The organism is Dongia sp., assembly GCF_041909655.1.
Lineage (GTDB): Bacteria > Pseudomonadota > Alphaproteobacteria > Dongiales > Dongiaceae > Dongia.
In genome coordinates this window covers 216,537-237,581 of the sequence record NZ_JAYRDA010000005.1, presented here as the reverse complement: position 1 = coordinate 237,581, position 21,045 = coordinate 216,537, and the positions used below count along the sequence as shown (strand labels likewise).

Here is a 21,045-nt window from a genome sequence, read left to right as displayed (position 1 = left end):
TGGTCATGCCGGCTGTGGAAGCTAAGAAACAATTCGTGCTCGATTGGGTGGCGGCGCATGCCGGCCAGCTCTCCGACTGGCATCAGATCATCTGGCATTTTGCCGAGCCTGCCTTCCGCGAGTACAAATCGGCGTCCTGGTATGTCGAGAAGCTCCGCGCCGAGGGGTTCGAGGTTGAGGTTGGCTCGGGCGGCATGCCGACTGCCTTCATGGCGAGCTTCAAGAATGGCGATGGGCCGACCATCGCCACCTATGCCGAATACGATGCCGTGCCGGGTAATTGCCAGGCGGCGACGACCCGGCAGCAACCGCGCGGCAATCTCTCGAAATATGCGCCGGGCCATACCGATCCGCATTCCGCCCTTGGCATGAGCGCCTTCGGCGGCGCGCTGGCAGCCAAAGCGGCGATGGAGAAGTTCGATATCAAGGGCACGCTGAAGCTCTTCGGCGAGCCGGCCGAGAAATTGCGTGCCTCAAAGCCCATTCATGCCGCCAAGGGGTATTACGACGATCTCGACGCGGCGGTGAGCTTCCATCCCGCCTATATGCTGCCGATGGTCAACACGACGATGTGGGACAGTCATTGCGGTGTCGGCTACAACTACATCTATACCTTCACCTGTGACGAGCCGCAGAACTGGATCGCGTCGGATAAATATTCGCCGATTCCGCAGAACCATCTGGCGGCACGGGCGCCGGGCGCCAATGATGCGCTCATTCATTTCTATTCGCTCAATGAAAGCCTGCGCCGCTCCATGCTGCCATTTACGGGGCTGTGGAGCTTCAACGAGGCGATCCTCTGCGCGGGGCAGGCGACGGCCGACAATCTGACGCCGCAGATCGCCCAGATCAATTACATGCTGCGCACGGATTCGATCGAGCAGGCCGAGATTGTCAGCAGCGTCATGGACAACAATGCCGCTGCGGCAGCCATGGCGACTTTCTGCAAATGGAAAAAGACCTGGGTGTCGAAGAGCCGGCCGGGTTTGGCCAATCATGCGCTGGCGCAGGCGACCTTCGACAATCTTGCCCTCGTCGGCGCGCCGCAATGGGGGGCGGAGGCAATCTCTGTCGCCCAGGAGATGCAGAAGAATCTCGGCCTCGAGCCGATGCCAAAGCCGTTTCTGCCGGCGACCGAAGCCCTGATCAGCCCCCAGGATTGCGAGCGCGAGCTGCGCAAGCAGATGCCGTCCTGGCAGAAATACATCACCTCGGACGATTACCCGGATTATACGTGGCATTGCCCGACCGTGCGCCTCATCATCGCGCGGCCGATGCTCTCGGCGCCCAAGGGCTATACCTATCCCGATTGGGTGGCGAACGCGCTGGGCGGCATACCGGCGACGATCGATCCGATGATCCAGAGTGCGGCGAAGACGATCGGCGCCACGTTGCTGGATCTTTTCACCAAACCGGATCTACTCGCCAAGGCGACCGCCGAGTTTGATGAGCGCACCGGTGGCGGTATCGGCGGGACGGAATGGATGGCGCCGCTCCTGCCCAAGGATTTCAAGGTGCCGCACCAGTACCGCTGGCCGGAATACGTCACCACCGCGCGCGGCGAGGAATGGACCATTCCTTATCGCGATGACGAATAACGGCTAGTCATCCTCGTCGCGGAATTCGCCGGTCAGCTTCAATCCTTCAATCTCGGTGGCTCCGTCGCGTTTGATGACGCGACGGGCCTTCTTGCCGGTTTCTTCCTGCAAGGCGCCCGCGAAGGCTTCGGAATGCGTGACGATCCAGATGCGTGATTTCCGCGCCGCGCGGCCGATCAGACGGGCGAGGGGCGGCAAGAGGGAGGGGTGGAGGCTGGCTTCAGGTTCGTTGAGCGCAATCAGTGGCGGCAGGCGATAGCCCATCAGCGCACCCAGCAAACAGAGATATTTGAGCGTGCCGTCGGAAAGTTCATGGGCGCCGAAGGGGCGCGGTACATCCGGGAAGCGGAGGTTGAACTGACAGCGGCTGCCTTCGTCGCGCGCATGCAGCTTCGCACCGGGAAAGGCATCCTCGATCGCGGCGTCGAGTTCGACCGTGTCCTCGCGGATCATGGAGAGGGTCGCCAGTACCGCCGCCAGATCGTGCCCGTCGGAACTCAAGGTCGGCGTGGTGATGGCAAAACAAGGCTGGCGCAAGGGCGAGGCATCGTCGGTACGGAAATCGTGATAGAGGCGCCAGCCGAGCAACTCCCGCCGCACGGCATCCAACTCGGGATAGCGGCCGCCATCGCGGATCGCCGACAGGGCGGTTTCTGAAGAGAGGATATCGTCCTCGATCATCTCGCGCCGGCCCTGGGCGTTGCGGATGGCTATGGTCGCATTCTTGCGCTCCATCATGGCAACCTCGCGGCCACGGATCCGCGCCGTCAGCCGCTCTTCCTTGATCAGCGGCTCCAGCGTAAAGGCGGCCTCGGTGCAATATCGGAGGCCGATCTCGACAGCATAGCGCAGGCGCATGCCGTCTTCGATTCCGCCACCGACATCGTCAAGGTCGGCCTGGAGGACAAGGCGCGGCGATGACCCGCGTTTGCCGGCCCAGAGCACGGAATTGATCCCGCCTTCCTGTGCGATGGCGCGGGTGAGCGTACCGTTGGCGGCACCTTGCAGCAGGCTCAGCGCCTTGTAGAGGTTGGTCTTGCCGACGCCGTTGGCGCCGACGAAGACCGAAACCGGTTCGACCGGCAGGTAAAGCTGGCGGACCGACCGGTAGCCCTGGATCGAGATTGCGCTCAAAGCCACCGATCGCCTCCGATTGTCGGGTCAGCGCAAGGCGGTGTTCATGGCAGCGATATGCTCCGGCCCGATGCCACAGCAGCCACCGATGATGTCGGCGCCGCGTGTCTGCCAATCCCTGGCAAAGGCGAGATAGCCCTTGGGGTCGAGATCGGTGCGGATATCGCTCAGCGTGCCGTTGGCCTCTTCATCTTCGCTCCGGGGTGGGAAGGCGTTGGCATAGCAGCCGATCTTGATGGACAGGCCGAGGCGCGCGGCTTCGGCCTTTGCCACGTCGATGGCGCGGCCCATGACTTCCGGCTGGCTGCAATTGAAAAGAAGGGTGGCGGCGCCGAGCTCCTTGGCAAGTGCCACTGCCTCGACGACGCTTTCGCCGGAACGCAATGCCGGCCGCGCAGGATCCGGATGCTCGTCTTCCAGCGTGAAGGAGAACCAGAGCGGCTTGCCGTCGCCCTTCAAGGCGATCGCGACCTCGCGCGCTTCGGCGAGCGCGCTTTGGGTTTCGGCCAGCCACAAATCGACATGGGGTTTGAGGCCGGCGATCAGCGGCTTTAGCAATGCCTGCGCCTCCGCCGGCTTGAAGAGGTCGGGGCGATAGGAACCGAAGAGCGGCGGCAGCGAGCCGGCCACGAGAACCTTCTTTCCCGATTCCGCCACTGCCTGCCGCGCCATGCGGCCGGCGAGGTCCGCCAATTCCTGACCGCGGGTCCGGAAGCGATCCTCGCCGATATGATAGGGGACAACCGCGTATGAATTGGTGGTGATCACCTCGGCCCCGGCGGCGATAAAGGCGGCATGCGCCCGGCGCACAAAATCAGGCCCCTCCAGCAAGGCCAGAGCCGACCACTCGGGCTGGCGGAACGGCGCCCCCATGCGGTTGAGTTCGCGGCCCATGCCGCCGTCAAGCAGGGTAATCCGACCCGCATTCGTCATCGGGGAACCTCATTCTCGCCATGTTAAGGGATTTGGAGCGGGTGAAGGGAATCGAACCCTCGTCGTAAGCTTGGGAAGCTTCTGCTCTACCATTGAGCTACACCCGCGTCGTGGCCGGTTTCCGGGCCGCCCGATTTATAGGCGATCGGCCAATTCCGTTCAAGATGCTGGCAAAGTATTGCCCAGGGTCCGTAACAGGCCCTAGGGTCGCAGGCGTAGTATCTGAATCAGCCCTTTGATCCGAGGCCCAACCATGCCCCAGCATCCCAGCCGCCGCGATATCCTGGTCGGTGGCCTCGCCGCGGCGGCGGGTGGCTTTCTGCCCCGAACTGCCCTGGCCGATGCCCCGGTCGCTAGCTATGAGGCGGCGTTGGCACAGGCGCGGGGGCAAACGGTCTTTTTCAATGCCTGGGGTGGTGACCAGCGGATCAACGATTACATCGCCTGGGCCGGGGACGAAATGGCAGCGCGGTTCGGCGTCATTTTGCAGCACGTCAAGCTGAGCGATACGGCGGAAGCGGTGACGCGCGTGCTCGCCGGCAAGATCGCGGGTCAGGATGATGGCGGCAGCGTCGATCTGATCTGGATCAACGGCGAGAATTTCGCGGCGATGAAGGCACAGGATTTGCTGCACGGGCCGATTTTACAACATTTGCCGAACATGCATTTCGTCGACCCCAAGCGCAAGCCGACGGTATTGGTGGATTTTACCGTGCCGACCGATGGTTATGAATCGCCCTGGGGCATGGCGCAGCTGGTTTTCTTCCACGATGCCGCCCGGCTCAGCAAACCGCCGCGTGACTTGCCGGCTTTGCTGGCCTGGGCGCAGCGGAATCCCGGCCGCTTCACGTATCCAGCGCCGCCGGATTTCATCGGTTCCACCGTGCTCAAGCAATTCCTGCTGATGTCGGTACCGGACCGTACGCCCTTTGATGAACCGCTGGCGCCAGCGCGCTTCACTGCGGTGACGGCGCCGCTTTGGGACTACCTTGCGCAATTGACGCCGCATCTGTGGCGCGGTGGACGCAGCTTTCCCACCAACAGTGCCGCTCTGCGCCAATTGCTGGGCGACAGCGAGATCGATATCTCCATGGCCTTCAATCCCGGTGATGCGTCTTCGGCCATCGCTCAGGGGTTGCTGCCGGATACCGTCCGTAGTTTCGTCATGTCGGGCGGATCGATCGGCAACACGCATTTCCTGGCCGTGCCCTTCAATGCAAATGCCAAAGCGGGCGCGATCGTCGCGGCTAATTTCCTGCTGTCGCCGGAGGCGCAGGCCCGCAAGGCGAATGCCGATATCTGGGGGGATCCGACGGTGCTGGAAATGGATCTCCTGCCGCCGGAGGACCGCGCGTTCTTCGATGCCTTGCCGACCGGTATCGCCACGTTGTCGCCGGAAGAATTGGGCCCGGTCCTGCCGGAACCGCATCCCAGCTGGATGGTCGCGATCGAAGAGCGCTGGCTGCAGCTTTTCGGTTCATGATGCTGCATGCATGGCCCGTTCTCCTGACGCGGATCGGGCCAGTTCTGGCACTGGTCCTGTTGGCGGGGTCGGTAGCAGCGGGCCTTTTATTCATGCTGCTGCCGGCGCTGGGTTATTTGCCGGCATTGGGCGGAGATACGATTACTTGGCGCGTTCTGGCATTGGCGCTGGCGGATCCGCGCCTGGCGGGATCGCTGATCTCGACACTGACTGCTGGAATCGTTTCGACCTTGCTGTCGTTCCTGCTGGCACTCGGGTTCGTCTCGATACTCGATGACGCCAAGCGCGGCGTCCTTTGGGCGCAACATCTGGCCGCCGGTATTCTCGCCGTGCCGCATGTTGCTTTGGCGCTCGGGCTTGCCTTTCTTCTCGCGCCCTCGGGTTGGCTCGTTCGCGGTATTCAAGCTGCCACCGGCTGGTTTCATCAACCGCCCGATGTTGCGCTGATCCAGGATCCACATGCCCTGGCCCTCACGCTTGCCCTGGTGATCAAGGAGACGCCGTTTCTGTTCGTCGCCATGGTGACGGCGCTTGGCCAGATTCCGGTTGCCGCCACGCTCCGCGCGACGACGGCAATGGGCTATGGACGGCATATGGCCTGGATCAAGGTGATCCTGCCGCAGCTCTATCCGCTGGTGCGGTTCCCCGTTCTGGCCGTTCTGGCTTACGGTCTTTCGGTCGTCGACATGTCGCTGATCCTGGGGCCGACCAATCCCGCGACCTGGCCGGTGCTGATCCTCCGTGCAGCCTATGATCCCGATCTCGCGCAGCGTTTTGCCGCAGCGGCCGGCGCGCTGCTGCAACTGGTTCTGGTGGTCGGTGCGCTGTTGTGTTGGTGGGGTGGCGAAAGATTTCTGGCGGCGTTGTTGCGCAGGTGGAGTGTTGCCGGTGCGCGCGATTGGCCGCGCGCCTGGTCAGAGCTCGGCGGTTGGAGCCTATGCCTTGCCGCCAGTCTCGGCCTGGGCGTCGTGGCATTGGCATTGCTGGTTCTTGCCGGCTGGTCCTTCGCCACCAACTGGCATTACCCGGCGCTGTGGCCCGATAACCTCACCTTGGCCAATTGGCAGCGCGCCACCGGCGACCTGTGGCAGACTGTCTTCACCAGCATTGCCTTGGCGGTCGCGGCGGCGGCGCTTGCCATCATCCAGGCGGTCGCCTGCCTGGAGCATGAAAAGGTCCTGGCCGCCGCTACCGTCCGGCGTGCCGAAAGATGGCTGTTTTTGCCGCTTCTGGTGCCCGATATCAGTTTTCTCATCGGCATACAGGTATTGCTGCTGGTCCTTGGCCTCAACGGAACCTGGATAAGCGTGCTGTGGCTGCACCTTCTTTTCGTCTTCCCTTATGTGTTCCTGACGTTGAAGGAACCGTGGCGGCGATTTGATCCGCGCTATGAGCGCGTGGCGCGGGCACTTGGCAAAACCGCCTGGCAGACGCTGTGGCGGGTGAAGCTGCCCTTGCTGATCGGCCCTCTGGCCTGGTCGGCGGCGATCGGGGCGGCGGTCAGTCTGACGCTCTATCTGCCGACTGTCCTGGCCGGGGAAGGCAGGGTAACGACCCTGGCCAGTGAAGCTGTGGCCCTTGGTTCCAGTGGTGATCGGCGCATTGCTGCCGTCTTCGGTCTCGCGCAGGCAGGCATCATCGGTGTTCTGTTTCTGGCAGCAATGACTTTGGCGCACCGGCGGAGGTACACGTCATGACTGCGCGGCGCCGGCTCTGTCTGCAGGATGTTGAATTGTTTCGGCAGGGCTGCCGACTTCTGGGCCCGATAAACTGCGATATCGAGGCTGGTCGGCCGGTAACGTTGATGGGGCCATCCGGCAGCGGAAAATCGAGTCTGATCAATTGGTTGATCGGAATGCAGCCACCCGGCTTCGCCGCACGTGGATCGGCCAGCATCGACGGGGAGGTTTTGACCCAGCTTCCAACAAATTTGCGACGGCTGGGAACCCTTTTCCAGGACGATGTGTTGTTTCCCCACCTGAGTGTGGAGGAAAATTTGGCTTTTGGCCTTCCTGGGAGCCTGGACAAAGCGACCCGCCGCAGCCGCGTCACGGCAGCCCTGGAGGATGCTGGACTGGGGGGGATGGGGCGCCGAAGCCCGGATTCCCTATCTGGTGGCGAAAGAGTGCGAGTCGCCTTGATGCGGGCTTTGCTCTCAAATCCGCAAGCCCTGCTGCTCGACGAGCCATTCAGCAAACTGGACGGGACGCTCCGCAATCGCCTGCGCCAAATGGTATTCGCGAAAGCGGATGAACACAACCTTCCCGTGCTGCTGGTAAGTCACGACCCTGAGGACGGAGTCGCTGCTGGCGGTCCGGTGATCACCTTGGGGGAAATCGTTAACAAGACGATGGCGCAATAGGAAAAAGGTACCGGCGAGGTGCCGGGGGAGGGGCGCGAAGTAACACGCGGAAGTGACTAAAATAGTTGCGAAAACTTGACGGAAACGAGCAATCGCCCTTTTGACATCAGGGGGTGCTTTACCTATAGTGCGCGAGATGTCAGTGCTCGGACTGACTTCACCGGGGGACCTTTCAGCATTACGTTCCGGAACGCGAAGACAGCCGAGACGAAGGCATAAGCCGAAGACGGATTGATATGGTGTGGCTGGACATCGTATCGGCAACCAGAAAATCGGCAAGGACAAGTAGCGAGGAGACGACAAAATGAAAATGTTGCGACTTCTGGCGGTTGTGGGGGCAGTTGGTTTTCTGGCGGCCTGCACCACCGATCTCGACCGTATCCGTACGACCGAAGCGAGCGGCGGCACGCCGTTCACCCAGGCGTTGACTAATGAATATCGTGACCTCGCCGTGTTTGAGGCCGACGAGATGTTCGACTGGCGTGATGCCGGTTACTTCGCCCGCCGCGGCCTCGCCGCTGCCGAAGGTGAAGTGGTGCAGCCGGAAGATCCGGCGAACCGTGACCTCCCGGCTGAATCGCTCGGTGAAGTGACCGACATCCGTGGTCGCCTGTTGGCGGCTTTGGATGGCGGCGCCCGTGATAACAAGCCGGAACTGGCCGCTCGCGCCCAGGCCCGCTTTGATTGCTGGCTCGAGCAGCAGGAAGAGAACTTCCAATACGACCACATCAGCGCTTGCAAGGACGAACTCCTCGCGGCGTTGGCGGAACTTGAAGCTGCTCCGGCGCCCGTCGCCGAACCGGCCCCGGCTCCGAATGTCTATCTGGTGCTGTTCGACTTCGACAAGTCGAACATCAATGACGCCGCCCAGGCGGTGGTCAACCAGGTGGTCGCCGACTTCTCGGCCAACCAGTCGACCGCTATCTCGGTCACCGGTCACACTGACCGCGCTGGTTCCGATGCCTACAACGAGAAGCTCTCCGAGCGCCGCGCCGACGCGGTCCGCGAAGCGCTGATCGCTGCTGGTGTCCCGGCCGAAGCCATCGCCACCGCGTGGCGTGGTGAAGCTGAGAATGCGGTTCCGACCGCTGACGGTGTTCGCGAGCAGGCTAACCGCCGCGCCGAGATCATCGTTCAGTAATCGAGCAGTACCCGCTTCATGCGGAACGGCGCCGGGGCAACCCGGCGCCGTTTTCTTTCCTAGATTGTGGTGTCGGCTTGGTTGGATTCCGCCCGGCAATCAGTCTAAAATCCGGCCTTAACGAGGCCAGTTCATGTACCAGCAGACCACACATTCCATCACCGTCATCGTCGAGCCGACCTATCTCGAAGACCAATCCGCCCCGGATGAGGCGCATTTTGTCTGGAAGTACCATGTCCGCATCGAGAATCGCGGCGACAAGACCGTGCAACTCCGCAACCGGCATTGGCGCATCACCGATTCTCTCGGTCGTGTTCAGGAGGTGAGGGGGGCGGGCGTCGTCGGTGAGCAGCCGGTGCTGCATCCCGGCGAGACCTATGAATACACCAGCGGTACACCGCTTAAGACGCCCTCCGGCATCATGGTGGGCACCTATGAAATGGAAAGCGAGAGCGGCGAGATGTTCGATATCGGCATCCCGGCCTTTTCGCTCGACAGCCCCTATCAGCCAAAGCAATTGAACTGACGGGCCGAGGCGCCGATAGCCCGGATCGGCCAGGGCCGCATCCGAGTCCCGATCGGCCGAGACGGAAAGGAAGCCATCTGTGGCGAAATCAGCACCGAAATCAGGCCGTGCAACCGCGAAGCCCCGTGCGTCCAAACCCAGCCAGACGGATGCCGAGGATGCCGTCCGCACGCTGATCCGTTGGGCCGGCGACGATCCGACGCGTGAGGGGTTGCTGGATACGCCGCGCCGGGTCGCAAAGGCCTATCGCGAATTTTTCAGTGGTTATGACGTCGATCCGTCGCTGGTGCTGAAGCGCACCTTCGAAGAGACGGATGGCTATGACGAGATGATCGTCCTCAAGGACATTCGTTTCGAAAGCCATTGCGAACATCACATGGCGCCGATCATCGGCCGCGCGCATATTGCCTATCTGCCACGCAAGCGCGTGGTTGGCATCTCGAAACTCGCGCGCCTGCTGGAATGCTATGCCAAGCGCCTGCAGATCCAGGAGAAGATGACGGCGCAGATCGCCAATACCCTCAATGACGAGCTGCAGCCGCGTGGTGTCGCGGTGGTGATCGATGCCAGCCACCATTGCATGACGACGCGGGGCATTCACAAGCCAGGCACCTCGATGATCACCAGCCGCATGCTGGGGGCCTTCCGTTCGGATCCCTCGACCCGGCGCGAGTTTCTTGCCTTTATCGGGTTACCGCCCTCCAGTATGGGGTCCGGATCCTAAATGGCATTGGATACGGTCGGAATCCTCGAGAAGCTGATCGCGTTCGATACTGTCTCGGCGCGCTCCAATCTCGCGCTCATTCGCTGGATCGGGGATTATCTTTCCGAATTCGGCGTGGCCGTCGAAATCGTGCCTGCACCGGACGGGCAACCGAAAGCCAATCTCTGGGCGACTATCGGACCGAAGCGGGATGGCGGCATCGTTCTCTCCGGCCACACAGATGTCGTGCCGGTCGCGGGACAGCCCTGGAGCAGCGATCCCTTCGTGCTGCGCGATGATGGCTCGCGCTTCTATGGGCGCGGCACCAGCGACATGAAGGGCTTTATCGCACTTTGCCTTGCTTTGGTGCCGGAGATGCTGGCCAAGCCGCTGACAACGCCACTCCATTTCGCTTTCTCGTATGACGAAGAGCTTGGCTGTCTCGGTGCGCCACATCTCCTCGCTGCGATCGGCGAGAGACTGCCGAAGCCTCGCCTCGCCATCATCGGCGAGCCCACGGGCATGAAACTCGGCGTCCGTCACAAGGGCGTTTACTCGTTCCAGACCGAAATCACCGGCCGCGACGGACATTCCAGCCAGCCGGAGCGCGGGTTGAATGCAATTGTGCTCGCATCTGAAGTGATCGGCGAAATAGCGCGCATTTACGGCGATATCCGCGCCAACGGCCCATTTGACCGCGCTTTCGACCCAGCGCATTGCTCGCTCAATATCGGCTCGATTGAAGGCGGTACCGCCGTCAACATCATCGCTCGGCAATGCCGCTTCCTGTGGGACTTTCGAGTCGTTCCTGGCGGGCATCCAGATCAGGTCCTGAAGCCGCTCGCTGCTTTTGCCGAGCGACGTCTGGTGCAGTTGCGCCGGCACATTCCGGAAGCCGACATTGTGACGACACCGCGGGTTTCCGCGCCGCCGCTGGTCGAGGAACATGAAGGTGCCGCCGAAGCGCTGCTGAAGCATCTGACCGGTGCCAACGAGACGGTGAGCCTGCCCTTCGCGACCGAGGCCGGACAGTTCCAGCAAGCCGGCATGTCCGCAATCGTCTGTGGGCCGGGCTATATTGCCCAGGCGCATCAGCCGGACGAATATATCGACAAGGATCAATTGCTGGCCGGTGAATCGCTGCTGCGGCACCTCATCGCCTGGGCACGACAGAACTGAACGGCGATCATCCATGAGTCTGCTGCGACAATTCCGCCGTCACCAACTGCCGGACATGAATGCCTACCGGCGTTTTATTGTCGCCGGCCAGCATGTGGGCTGGGTCAAACCGGATCTGGCGCGCCGCTTGCTCGAATGGCCCGATCGTTTCATAAGCAATGATGGAGCATTGGCGCTTCACCCCCGGCTTGCGACAGCGCCGTTGCGAAGCGAAGCCATGGCTGAAACGTTATCTGCATTGCGCGCGAGCGGTCTCGTTCCCGGCTGGCGCAACGAGCTTTACCCCGTCAACACGCAGTTCAATGCGCCCCCGCTGCTGGTGATGGAACGCGCAGCGGTGCCGCTGTTCGGTGTTCTGGCCTATGGCGTCAATCTCAACGGCTTCGTCGGCCGTGGCTGGGGCATGAAGGTCTGGGTGGCGCGCCGCGCGGCCACAAAGTCGGTCGATCCCAATATGCTGGATCACATCGTCGGCGGTGGCCAGCCGATCGGCCTGACGCCGATGGAGAACCTGATCAAGGAATGCGACGAGGAAGCTGGAATTCCAGCGGCCTTGGCAGGGGAGGCGGTGTCGGTCGGTATCGTGACGCTGATATTCGAAGCCGTGCAGGGTTTGCGCATCGACATGCAGTTCAATTTCGATCTTGAATTGCCGGCGGATTTCACGCCGCAGAATCGGGATGGAGAGGTGGCCGGTTTTGAACTGGTGCCGGTTTCCGAACTGATTCATCGGCTGCGTTCGGAAGACGACTTCATGTATGACAGCGCCATCGTGCAGGTCGATTTTCTGATCCGGCATGGTTTTATTGGTCCCGAGGATCCCGATTTCCTGTCCCTGGTGGCCGGGTTGCGACCGCCCTTGCCCTACGATCCCGTGCAGGTCGCCGCATGAGCTTGATCGATCGCATCAATGTTTGTCACCGCCATGATCTCTCTCGCTATCGTCCTTTCAGCGTGGCTAGCAGCCGTGTCGGCTTCATGCGCGCGGATATGGCGCGTTCTCTCGCGCAATATCCAAGTGTCTTTCGGGTAACGGATCAATCGGTCAGCGTCGCCGAGCATCTCGACACCTTCGACTACAGGTCAGCCGCGATTGATTCCGTGATGCGTGAAATGCGGCAGAACGGCCTCATCTCCGGCTGGCGCGACGAGTTGTTCCCGGTGGCCGAAACTTATGGCCAGCCACCCCTGTTCGATCTGGAACGCGCCGCGGTGCCGCTCTTCGGCGTGAAGGCCTATGGCGTCCATCTCAATGGATATGTGCGGCGCGATGGCGAGATCTGGCTTTGGATCGGGCGGCGTGCCGCGTCGCGGCCGATCGAACCCAACAAGTTCGATCATCTCGTTGCCGGCGGCCTGCCCACAGGCATGAAGCCGTTCGACAATCTGATGAAGGAAGCCGCTGAAGAGGCCTCCATTCCCAAGGAGCTGGCGCGGCGCGCGCGGCCTTGCGGCGCACTGAGCTATCGGATGGAGCTCGACGGGTGCCTGCGCGACGACACCATATTCGTCTATGACCTGGAACTGCCGGCCGATTTCTTGCCGCAGAACAATGACGGCGAGATCGCTGATTTTCGCCTCATGCGCCTTGGCGAGGTCGAGCGCGTGCTCGCGGAGACCGATTCATTCAAGTTCAATGTCGGTCTGGTAATTGTCGATTTTCTGATCAGGCATGGCTACATCGCGCCCGATAGGCCCGATTACAGCGACCTTGCGCTGGCGGTTGCCCGGAAGCCTTAAACGGAGAACTACAGCCGGCGGGAATGCCGTCTTATCCACATTCCCGCCGGCCTTGAGCGTTAGGCGCCGTTGACCATGGGCGCAACCTCGGCCCAGCCACGCCAGATCATCTCGGCAGCGACATAGAAGATCACGGCCAGACCGACATAAGCGATCCAGTGGTAGCGCTTCAGCATCGTGGCGATGAATGTCGCGGCGAGGCCCATCAAGGCGACCGAAAGCACCAGGCCGAAAATCAGAACATTCGGATGCTCGTGCGCAGCGCCAGCCACCGCCAGAACGTTGTCCAAGGACATGGAGACGTCGGCGATGACGATCTGGATGATAGCCTGACGCATGGTCTTCGCCGGGGCCGCACCGGGCAGGGCACTCTCACCTTCTTCCAGCTCGATCTTTTCTTCCGAGGTCAGCTTGTCGCCCTTGCGCAAAGCGGCCTTCCGGTTTTCGCGGCGCTGGTGTTCCAGCTCGCGCCAGAACTTCCAGCACACCCACAGCAGCAGAATGCCGCCGGCCAGGGTAAGGCCGATGATGCTGAGCAGGTAGGTCGTCGCGAGCGCAAAGCCGATGCGCATGACGGTGGCGGCGGCGATGCCGATCAGGATCACTTTGGCGCGCTGATGCGACGGCAGGCTGGCGGCGGCCATGCCGACAACGATGGCATTGTCGCCGGCGAGTACCAGATCGATCAGAATCACCTGACCGAAGGCAACCATTTCAGGGCCGGTGAGGAGGCTTATGATGTCGTTGAAATCGAACATTGCTGAACTGCTTTAATGTGAGTGAAGGGGTGAGGGTGAAGAGGGCTGCGAGAGATCTTCCGAATATCCCGCCATTGATCTGACGTCGCGTGGTGTGCAGCCTGACTGGCGCAAGGCGCGCAGACTGGTCGCGCCAGCTCGCTTGGCCAATCTGACACCGTTGGCGTCGCTGAGCAGCTTGTGATGGGCATAGCGCGGCACGTCGAGGCCGAGCAACGCCTGAAGCAGGCGATGGATATGTGTGGCTGGCCGCAAATCTTCACCACGCGTCACCAGGGTGACGCCCTGCAAGGCGTCATCCAGCGTTACGCAAAGGTGATAGCTGCAGGGGGTGTCGCGCCGCGCCAGGACGACATCGCCGAGGCGTTCCGGCCGGGCGGCGACCATGCCCAGGCCTTCCTCTTCGAACGACAGATCGCCGGCCAGTGCCCGTGCCTTGGCGACGTCAAGGCGCAAGGCATAGGGGGCGCCTGCCGCTTGCCGGGCGGTGGCATCGTCGGAGTCGAGCGCGCGGCAGGTACCGGGATAGAGCGGGCCGTCCGGTCCTTGGGGGGCGGAACTGGCTCCGGCGATATCCTTTCGGCTGCAAAAGCAGGGGTAGATCACATCCATTGCCTGTAGGCGGGTCAAGGCGTCTGCATAGTCCGAAAAATGATCGGATTGGCGGCGGATGGGGCCGTCCCAGTCGAGGCCCAGCCAGCTCATATCCTCCAGCAGGGCAGCCTCGTATTCCGGACGGCAGCGGGTCCGGTCGATATCCTCGATACGCAACAAAAACGTTCCCCCGGCCTTTCGCGCCCGTGACCACCCATCCAGCGCCGACAGCGCGTGCCCAAGATGCAGAAAGCCGGTCGGACTCGGGGCGAATCTGGTGGTGAATGAGCGCATTAGCCCTGTAGGTAGGATGGGGAACGGCGGACTGCAATGGCCCACGCCCGAATTGCTACGGAATTCGGCCACAATTTGGCCATTTTTGCGGCCCTGCCAGGTGCCCAGGTCACAGTTTGTCGGCCATAGCGGCCAGGCGGGCCTGCAAAGCCTGGAACCATTGCCGGCGCCCATCCACTTCGGCGATCTCAAGATCCAGCCAGGACGTCAGATGGCTGTTGGATTGTGATAGCGGGGTATAGGTCCGGAGGTCGCCCAGACGGGCCAATTCCTTGTCGCAGGCCTCGATGAGTAGATCGAGTTGAGCGCATTGCTCGGCGACGGGGAGGCAACCCAGGAAATGCATCTTGAAGGCGATAATCAGCTTGTTGAACTCACCCATGGCACCGCGCAAGCGGGTGGTCATGAGCCGGCGGAGTTCGGCCTGGCCATCCGCGCTGAGGCGCATGATCTGGGTCTCCGGCGGTAGCTTCGGGTCGACCGCCTCGATCAGGCCCTCGATTTTGTAGAGTTCGAGGGACGGGCCCAGAAGTTCCAGGGAGGGGCCGACGATCCGTCCGATAATATGCCGGATTTCCCGCGCCAAATCGGCATAGCTGCGCTCTCCCTGCCAGAGCAAGCCGAGGGCGGCCAGGCGGACCGCTTCCGAGGGGATCAGGCTGTTATCCTTGTACATATCGAAAAGCCGAGCTTCTTCCTTGGAGACCCGCACGGTTTAGCCTGTTTGCCGGGGCGGCGGAACAGGCAAGTGGCTCCTAATAACCGAGTCGGGATTGCGGTTGTGCGGTGCAGCAATATCAGCCAGAATGTCTCCAAAGTGTCGGCCTGTCCATTGTCAGCAGCCGACCGATAAAGGTCGCAGGAGGAACACGAAGATGAGCGTGCACGCCACGTCCGGATCAGGGCCGGCCGCAGCCACCGGCGCCACTACGAAACGCCTGTCGGCTCCCGAATTTGCGGCGCGCAAAGGCAGCGAGCCTTTGGTCTGTCTCACCGCCTATACAACGCCGATGGCGCAGCGGCTCGATTCGCATGTTGATCTGCTGATGGTGGGCGATTCCCTCGGCATGGTGCTCTATGGATTCGACAGCACCTTGCCGGTGACGCTTGAGATGATGATCCAGCATGGCGCCGCCGTCGTGCGTGGTTCCAAGCAGGCGCTGGTCGTGGTCGACATGCCGTTTGGATCCTATCAGGAAAGCCACGAGCAGGCTTTTCGCTCGGCAGCCCGAATCATGAAAGAAACCGGCTGTCAGGCCGTGAAGATGGAAGGCGGCCGCGAAATGGCGGACACCGTTGCGTTCCTGACCAAGCGCGGCGTTCCGGTGATGGGCCATGTCGGTCTGATGCCGCAATCGGTCAATACGCTGGGCGGTTATCGCGCGCGTGGCCGCGGCGACAAGGAAGCGACCGGCGTCATGGCGGACGCGATCGCTATCGCCGAGGCGGGTGCTTTCTCGCTGGTGCTGGAAGGTGTGATGGAGCAGATCGGGCAAGCCGTAACGGCGCGTGTTCCCGTGCCGGTCATCGGCATCGGTGCTTCAGCCGCTTGCGACGGTCAGGTTCTGGTTGCCGAAGACATCCTGGGCCTGTTCAGCACGTTCAAGCCGCGCTTCGTGAAACGCTATGCCGAGCTGGGCGGCGAGATCGAAGAGGCAGCCGCGCGTTATGCGGCAGAGGTTCGTGGTCGCAGCTTCCCTGGGCCGGAGAATATCTTCGGCAGCATGAAGAAGCACGGCTAGGAATCGCTCTCAGCGCATTAGATCCAGTTCATTCACATGCGTGATTTGAAGGTTGTTCGCCGCATCGCCGATCTGCGCGAGAATGTTTCCCAGTGGCGCGCAGCCGGCTTGTCGGTTGGCCTGGTGCCGACCATGGGCGCGCTGCATGCCGGCCATGTGGCGCTGGTTCGACAAGCGAAGTCTGACAATCAACGCGTCATCGCGACGATTTTCGTCAATCCAACGCAATTCGGCCCCAGTGAAGATCTGAAGGCTTATCCCCGCGACGAGGCCGGAGACATGGCCAAACTGGTCGACGCCGATTGCGATCTGCTCTTCGCCCCCGACGTTACCGAGATGTATCCACAAGGCTTTGCCACGTCGGTCGGTGTCAGTGGTTTGACCGAACATCTTTGCGGTGCGACAAGGGCCGGGCATTTCGGTGGCGTCGCGACGATTGTCACCAAGCTGCTGCTCCAGGCATTGCCGGATCGCGCCTATTTCGGCGAGAAGGATTTCCAGCAATTGCAAGTGATCCGCCGCCTTGCACGGGATCTCGATATTCCGGTGGAAATCGTCGGCGTGCCTACCATGCGCGAGGCCGATGGCCTCGCCATGTCGTCGCGCAACCGCTATCTCAGCGCGACCGATCGTCAGTCCGCATCGGCTCTGCCCAAAGTGATGCGCGCGGCGGCGGCACGCCTCGCGTCAGGCGAAATTGTGGAGACGGTTTTGGCCGAAGCTAAGGCCGAGCTTCTTGAAGCTGGTTTCAGCAAGCTTGACTATCTGGAGCTTTGCAACGAAGCCAGCTTGCAGCCGGTCGAGCGCGTCACTGCGGGCACGCGACTCTTTGTTGCCGCCTATCTCGGTCGCACACGCCTTATCGACAATTGGCCGGTGGCCTGATCTTCAGCTGCGCTGCAGCTTGACGATCGGCTGCGCGAATTGCAGTTCGATGTCCCACGGAAAATAAATCCACGTATCCTGCGAAACTTCGGTCACGAAGGTGTCAACCAGGGGCCGGCCCGACGGCTTGGCGTAGATGGTGGCGAAATGCGCCTTGGGCAGCATCTCCCGCACGACACGCGCCGTGCGCCCGGTATCGACCAGATCGTCGATGATCAGCCAGCCTTCGCCGTCGCCGGGAACACCTTTGAGGACCTTGATCTGTCCCTGGGCATGATCGTCGGAGTAACTTTGCATGCAGACCGTGTCGATCAGACGGATGTCGAGTTCGCGCGCAATGATCGCTGCTGGCACAAGACCACCGCGCGTGATGGCCACGATCCCGCTGAAAGGGCCTTTCTCGATCAACCGCCAGGCCAGCGCCTTGGCCGTGCGATGCAATTCTTCCCAGGAAACGGGAAAGGTCTTTTGCGGATCCGACATGTTTAGTTCCCCGAAGATTGGCGTTGGGCCTTTGCCCTACGCTGGATCATGCCATCCGGGCCGCTGTCAAGGCCCAATATTGCAGTGCGAAAACCCTATTGCGCGCGCGCCAACCCGATGACAGGATGCGCTCCCAATTGAGGGCCGATCCGGGGAATAGGCTGGCGCGGCCCGCCTTAATGCAAGGGATGGAGTAACGTTCGAACCAGCCGGCCCTATCTGGCCCGTGACTGGACGGACCGTACCACCGAGCCGACGTGACCAATACAAACACACCCGACACTGGCAGTGCAGCTTCAAAACTGCATCAAGCCGGCATATCATCCCATCACGACGGATCGGGCGAGCCCGCAGGCCGCCTGGCACCACTTGCCATCGGCGCTCTGGGCGTCGTTTTTGGCGATATCGGTACGTCGCCGCTATACACCTTCCGCGAGGCCTTTCACGGTGCCCGCGAAACGGTCGCCATCCCCGAGCATGTCTTTGGCATCCTGTCGCTGATCTTCTGGACAGTGTCGATCATCGTCAGCTTCAAATACGCGCTTCTCATGCTGCGTGCTGACAACCAGGGGCAGGGTGGCCTTTTGGCCCTGATCGGCCTTGCCATCCGCTCGGCGGCAAAATCCGGCCGCCGCGAAAAATTCCTGGCCCTCGGTATTGTCGGTGCGGCGCTCTTCTATGGCGACGGCATGATAACGCCCGCCATTTCCATCCTGTCGGCGGTGGAAGGCCTGGAAATCGCCCGTCCCGAACTCAGCACTTTCGTCATTCCCATCACCATCGCGATCGTGATTGGCCTGTTCGCCGCGCAAAGCTACGGTACAGCCCGGGTTGGCGCGTTCTTCGGGCCAATCATCATGATCTGGTTCGCAACTCTGGCCGTGCTGGGTGTGCTCCAGATCGTCAAGCATCCCGAGATTCTTTTGGCGCTCTCTCCGCATTATGCGCTTTCGTTCTTAGTGCAGAATGTCAGCCTCGCTTTTCCTGTCATGGGCGCGGTACTGCTCGCTGTGACCGGCGCAGAAGCGCTGTATGCCGATCTCGGTCATTTCGGACGCAAGCCGATTCAGGCCGGCTGGTTTGCCTTTGTGCTGCCGTGCCTGATGCTGAACTACTTCGGCCAAGGCGCCTTGGTGCTCGAACGTCCGGAGGCGGTGGTCAATCCATTCTACCTGCTGGCGCCGGACTGGTTCCTTTATCCGCTGATCGGCCTTGCCACGATGGCGACGATCATCGCATCTCAGGCCGTGATCTCGGGTGCCTTTTCGCTGTCCTGGCAGGCGATGCGCATGGGCATTTGCCCGCGTCTCCTCATCCAGCATACCTCGGCGCATCATCACGGCCAGATCTATGTGCCTCAGATCAACTGGATTTTGATGATCTGTGTCATTCTCCTGGTTGTCGGGTTCAAATCATCGAGCGGTCTTGCCAGCGCCTATGGCATTGCCGTCACAGGTACGATGATCATCGATACCGTCATTGCATTCTTTGTGTTCCGCGCGTTGTGGAAGTGGAGCTTGCAGCGCACGCTTTTGGTCTGCGGCTTTATCTTCGTCGTTGAAGCACTGCTGCTGGGATCCAGCTTGCTGAAGGTTCTGGATGGAGGCTGGTTCCCGCTGCTGATCGGCGCCATCATCATCTTCGTGCTGTCGACCTGGATGGACGGGCGCGGCCTGCTCGCCAAACGCCATGGCGCCGGCTCGCTGACCGAAGAAGAGTTCCTGGGTGCCCTGTCGGAACGTCATCTCAGTCGCGTTTCGGGAACGGCCCTGTTCCTCACCGCGCAGACCGACCGGGTGCCGTTCGCTTTGCTCCACAATATGCGCCACAACCGCGTGCTGCACGAACGCATCGTGATGACGACATTGATCACCGAGGCGCGACCCTTTGTGCCTGAGGCGGAACGTGTCGAGGTGCGCGAATTCGGTCGTGGCTTCTGGCGGCTGATCGTCCATTACGGTTTTGCCGATGAGCCTGATCTGCCGGCGGCGATGCGACAGGCGGCAAAGGACGGCTTGGAACTGGACCCGGAAAGCGTTTCCTACTTCATCGGCCGGGAGCGTATCGTGCCGCGTCAGAAATCGGCCATGTCCGGCTGGCGCCGCTGGCTCTTCATCCTGCTGTCGGATACCGAGATATCGGCTTCGGACTATTTCCGCATTCCGGTCGGCCGCATCATCGAACTGGGCGCTCGCACCGAAATCTAATCGGACGGCCCGGCTAATTTGTCGTCACGGCCTCGGCCTGACGTGCGACATCTTCCTGCATGCCGATTCGTCCCAGGCCGGGGACACGCAAGGCCGGACGCAGAATGTCGATGCCGAAATTGAGGCCGAGCAGGTTGACCTCAACGCCTTCTTCCAACCCCAGGGTGACGCCGGCGATACCGAGAAGGGATGCCTGCACACCGGTGCCGCTGGGCGCCCAGGCGATCGGCGTATCCCAGGAACGGTAATCCTTGCCGATGGCGTTGGCGGGAATATCGAGCCGCAGCTCCGGCACTTCTCGGGCGACATGGGCGAGGAAGGTATTGCTGTTGGGACCCGGCCAGCTGCGGTACTGATCCTTGAACGGGTAGCTTTCGATCGCGGCTTCAATCCGATCGATCAGGCCGTCGATGCCGGCGCCGCGATATTCGGCCATCAGACTCGGTTCGGCACCAAACCAGTAACCATCCGGAATGGTGTAATTGGTTTTGAGGGATTGTCCGCCGCCCCAGCCAACGACTTCATAACGTGTGAATGAATCGGCGCCACTGCGCTTGACGATGATCCACGGATGGGTCGCGACATAGCCGCGCCAGCTAAAGGCGCGCGCTGTATAGATCTGGACGATGGCTTCGGGCGTCTTGCCGGGATCGGGTGCGAGACCGGCTGAATGACGCGGGGCATCCCGCCACGATCCTTCATAAGCCATGCCGCGAGCGATGCTGACGGCGAGGGGGACCAGGATGACGGCCGCGAGCGACCAAAAGAAAAACCGCATTCAGACGCTTTCTTCTCCCAAGGGCTCCAGATAACAACCGCTGATCCGCCAGGATCCGTCGGGCTGCCGCTCCATCATATAATGGGCGATATAGCCCCTGCCATCAGGGCCGATCACAAAAACCTGCTGCTCCGGGCCGCCGGGCGAGTCGACCCAATCACGAAACTCAACTGCCCGGGGACGGTAAACCGGAGCGTATCCGCTTTTAACCATATCCATGAAGACGGCTGGGCTGCCAAACTTTGTCTGTAGTTCGGGGGAGGCAAAGGCGAAGGCGACGTTGGCATCGTCGGTTTGAAATGCCTGCATCTGGGCCCGGATGATCTCATGAGCGGCAGCCTGATCCGAAGAATCCGCCCGAAGGCCGGAACTCATGGTCACTGCGAGGAAGAGGACGGTGAGTACCCAGCGCTTCATGGCGGACACCTCCGAGATCGATCTACGAACCGAATACGTGCGGCCATACCCGCTGGATTGCAGGTCCCATACGGAAACCGGCGCCCCT

General features: G+C 61.6%; 21 protein-coding genes and 1 tRNA gene. 13 read left to right on the top strand and 9 right to left on the bottom strand.

Annotated elements, in window-relative coordinates:
- Positions 1-5 precede the first annotated feature (5 nt).
- Positions 6-1,598 carry an amidohydrolase gene (locus ACE3PR_RS12255; RefSeq protein WP_374372217.1) on the top strand — a complete coding sequence of 531 codons (1,593 nt, stop codon included), beginning with the start codon at positions 6-8 and terminating at the stop codon, positions 1,596-1,598.
- A 3-nt stretch (positions 1,599-1,601) separates the two neighbouring features.
- Here ACE3PR_RS12255 and ACE3PR_RS12250 read toward each other — a convergent pair whose 3' ends face one another.
- The 3 genes from ACE3PR_RS12250 to ACE3PR_RS12240 form a co-directional block, all read right to left on the bottom strand.
- Positions 1,602-2,738: an AAA family ATPase gene (locus ACE3PR_RS12250; protein ID WP_374372214.1), complete on the bottom strand. Its 1,137-nt coding sequence runs from the start codon at positions 2,736-2,738 to the stop codon at positions 1,602-1,604.
- A gap of 21 nt (positions 2,739-2,759) precedes the next feature.
- Positions 2,760-3,665 (bottom strand): homocysteine S-methyltransferase family protein, encoded by a 906-nt coding sequence (locus tag ACE3PR_RS12245; protein ID WP_374372211.1) that lies wholly within the window; start codon positions 3,663-3,665, stop codon positions 2,760-2,762.
- A 33-nt stretch (positions 3,666-3,698) separates the two neighbouring features.
- Positions 3,699-3,772, bottom strand: a tRNA-Gly gene (locus tag ACE3PR_RS12240).
- Positions 3,773-3,918: 146 nt separating this feature from the next.
- Between ACE3PR_RS12240 and ACE3PR_RS12235 the strand changes: the two genes are divergently transcribed.
- The 9 genes from ACE3PR_RS12235 (at position 3,919) to ACE3PR_RS12195 (ending at position 12,799) form a co-directional block, all read left to right on the top strand.
- On the top strand, positions 3,919-5,148 hold the full coding sequence (locus ACE3PR_RS12235) for an ABC transporter substrate-binding protein (protein WP_374372208.1): 1,230 nt from the start codon (positions 3,919-3,921) through the stop codon (positions 5,146-5,148).
- Positions 5,145-6,845, top strand: coding sequence for an ABC transporter permease (locus ACE3PR_RS12230; protein ID WP_374372205.1), 1,701 nt, complete (start codon positions 5,145-5,147; stop codon positions 6,843-6,845). Before ACE3PR_RS12235 ends, ACE3PR_RS12230 begins: the two co-directional genes overlap by 4 nt.
- On the top strand, positions 6,842-7,510 hold the full coding sequence (locus tag ACE3PR_RS12225) for an ATP-binding cassette domain-containing protein (RefSeq protein WP_374372203.1): 669 nt from the start codon (positions 6,842-6,844) through the stop codon (positions 7,508-7,510). Before ACE3PR_RS12230 ends, ACE3PR_RS12225 begins: the two co-directional genes overlap by 4 nt.
- 304 nt (positions 7,511-7,814) lie before the next feature.
- Positions 7,815-8,651 carry an OmpA family protein gene (locus ACE3PR_RS12220; protein WP_374372200.1) on the top strand — a complete coding sequence of 279 codons (837 nt, stop codon included), beginning with the start codon at positions 7,815-7,817 and terminating at the stop codon, positions 8,649-8,651.
- Positions 8,652-8,784: 133 nt separating this feature from the next.
- Complete coding sequence (gene apaG / locus ACE3PR_RS12215; protein WP_374372197.1) at positions 8,785-9,177, top strand: Co2+/Mg2+ efflux protein ApaG; 393 nt, start codon at positions 8,785-8,787, stop codon at positions 9,175-9,177.
- Positions 9,178-9,256: 79 nt separating this feature from the next.
- A complete protein-coding gene (gene folE / locus ACE3PR_RS12210; protein ID WP_374372195.1) occupies positions 9,257-9,901 on the top strand; it encodes a GTP cyclohydrolase I FolE in 645 nt (214 codons plus the stop codon).
- Positions 9,902-11,059 (top strand): acetylornithine deacetylase, encoded by a 1,158-nt coding sequence (gene argE, locus ACE3PR_RS12205; RefSeq protein ID WP_374372192.1) that lies wholly within the window; start codon positions 9,902-9,904, stop codon positions 11,057-11,059.
- 13 nt (positions 11,060-11,072) lie between these two features.
- The gene (locus ACE3PR_RS12200; RefSeq protein ID WP_374372189.1) at positions 11,073-11,951 is read left to right on the top strand and encodes a DUF4743 domain-containing protein; all 879 of its coding nucleotides are present in this window, start codon (positions 11,073-11,075) and stop codon (positions 11,949-11,951) included.
- A complete protein-coding gene (locus tag ACE3PR_RS12195; RefSeq protein WP_374372187.1) occupies positions 11,948-12,799 on the top strand; it encodes a DUF4743 domain-containing protein in 852 nt (283 codons plus the stop codon). Before ACE3PR_RS12200 ends, ACE3PR_RS12195 begins: the two co-directional genes overlap by 4 nt.
- A 59-nt stretch (positions 12,800-12,858) precedes the next feature.
- On the opposite strand, the gene ACE3PR_RS12190 is transcribed toward ACE3PR_RS12195, so the two are convergent.
- The 3 genes from ACE3PR_RS12190 to ACE3PR_RS12180 form a co-directional block, all read right to left on the bottom strand.
- The gene (locus ACE3PR_RS12190) at positions 12,859-13,557 is read right to left on the bottom strand and encodes a TerC family protein (RefSeq protein ID WP_374372185.1); all 699 of its coding nucleotides are present in this window, start codon (positions 13,555-13,557) and stop codon (positions 12,859-12,861) included.
- A gap of 12 nt (positions 13,558-13,569) precedes the next feature.
- On the bottom strand, positions 13,570-14,445 hold the full coding sequence (gene gluQRS, locus ACE3PR_RS12185) for a tRNA glutamyl-Q(34) synthetase GluQRS (protein WP_374372182.1): 876 nt from the start codon (positions 14,443-14,445) through the stop codon (positions 13,570-13,572).
- A gap of 109 nt (positions 14,446-14,554) precedes the next feature.
- The gene (locus ACE3PR_RS12180) at positions 14,555-15,157 is read right to left on the bottom strand and encodes a hypothetical protein (protein WP_374372179.1); all 603 of its coding nucleotides are present in this window, start codon (positions 15,155-15,157) and stop codon (positions 14,555-14,557) included.
- Positions 15,158-15,320: 163 nt separating this feature from the next.
- Between ACE3PR_RS12180 and panB the strand changes: the two genes are divergently transcribed.
- Positions 15,321-16,187 (top strand): 3-methyl-2-oxobutanoate hydroxymethyltransferase, encoded by an 867-nt coding sequence (gene panB, locus ACE3PR_RS12175; protein ID WP_374372176.1) that lies wholly within the window; start codon positions 15,321-15,323, stop codon positions 16,185-16,187.
- A 36-nt stretch (positions 16,188-16,223) separates the two neighbouring features.
- Positions 16,224-17,072: a pantoate--beta-alanine ligase gene (panC, locus tag ACE3PR_RS12170; protein WP_374372173.1), complete on the top strand. Its 849-nt coding sequence runs from the start codon at positions 16,224-16,226 to the stop codon at positions 17,070-17,072.
- Between the two features lie 3 nt (positions 17,073-17,075).
- Here the strand turns inward: panC and gpt are convergent, their stop codons facing one another.
- The gene (gene gpt / locus ACE3PR_RS12165) at positions 17,076-17,555 is read right to left on the bottom strand and encodes a xanthine phosphoribosyltransferase (protein WP_374372170.1); all 480 of its coding nucleotides are present in this window, start codon (positions 17,553-17,555) and stop codon (positions 17,076-17,078) included.
- A gap of 257 nt (positions 17,556-17,812) precedes the next feature.
- Here gpt and ACE3PR_RS12160 point away from each other — a divergent pair, with 257 nt between their 5' ends.
- Positions 17,813-19,762, top strand: coding sequence for a potassium transporter Kup (locus ACE3PR_RS12160; RefSeq protein WP_374372167.1), 1,950 nt, complete (start codon positions 17,813-17,815; stop codon positions 19,760-19,762).
- A 13-nt stretch (positions 19,763-19,775) separates the two neighbouring features.
- Here the strand turns inward: ACE3PR_RS12160 and ACE3PR_RS12155 are convergent, their stop codons facing one another.
- Positions 19,776-20,540 (bottom strand): DUF3750 domain-containing protein, encoded by a 765-nt coding sequence (locus ACE3PR_RS12155; protein ID WP_374372164.1) that lies wholly within the window; start codon positions 20,538-20,540, stop codon positions 19,776-19,778.
- Positions 20,541-20,957 carry a DUF4864 domain-containing protein gene (locus ACE3PR_RS12150; protein WP_374372161.1) on the bottom strand — a complete coding sequence of 139 codons (417 nt, stop codon included), beginning with the start codon at positions 20,955-20,957 and terminating at the stop codon, positions 20,541-20,543. It lies immediately after the preceding gene.
- Positions 20,958-21,045: the final 88 nt, after the last annotated feature.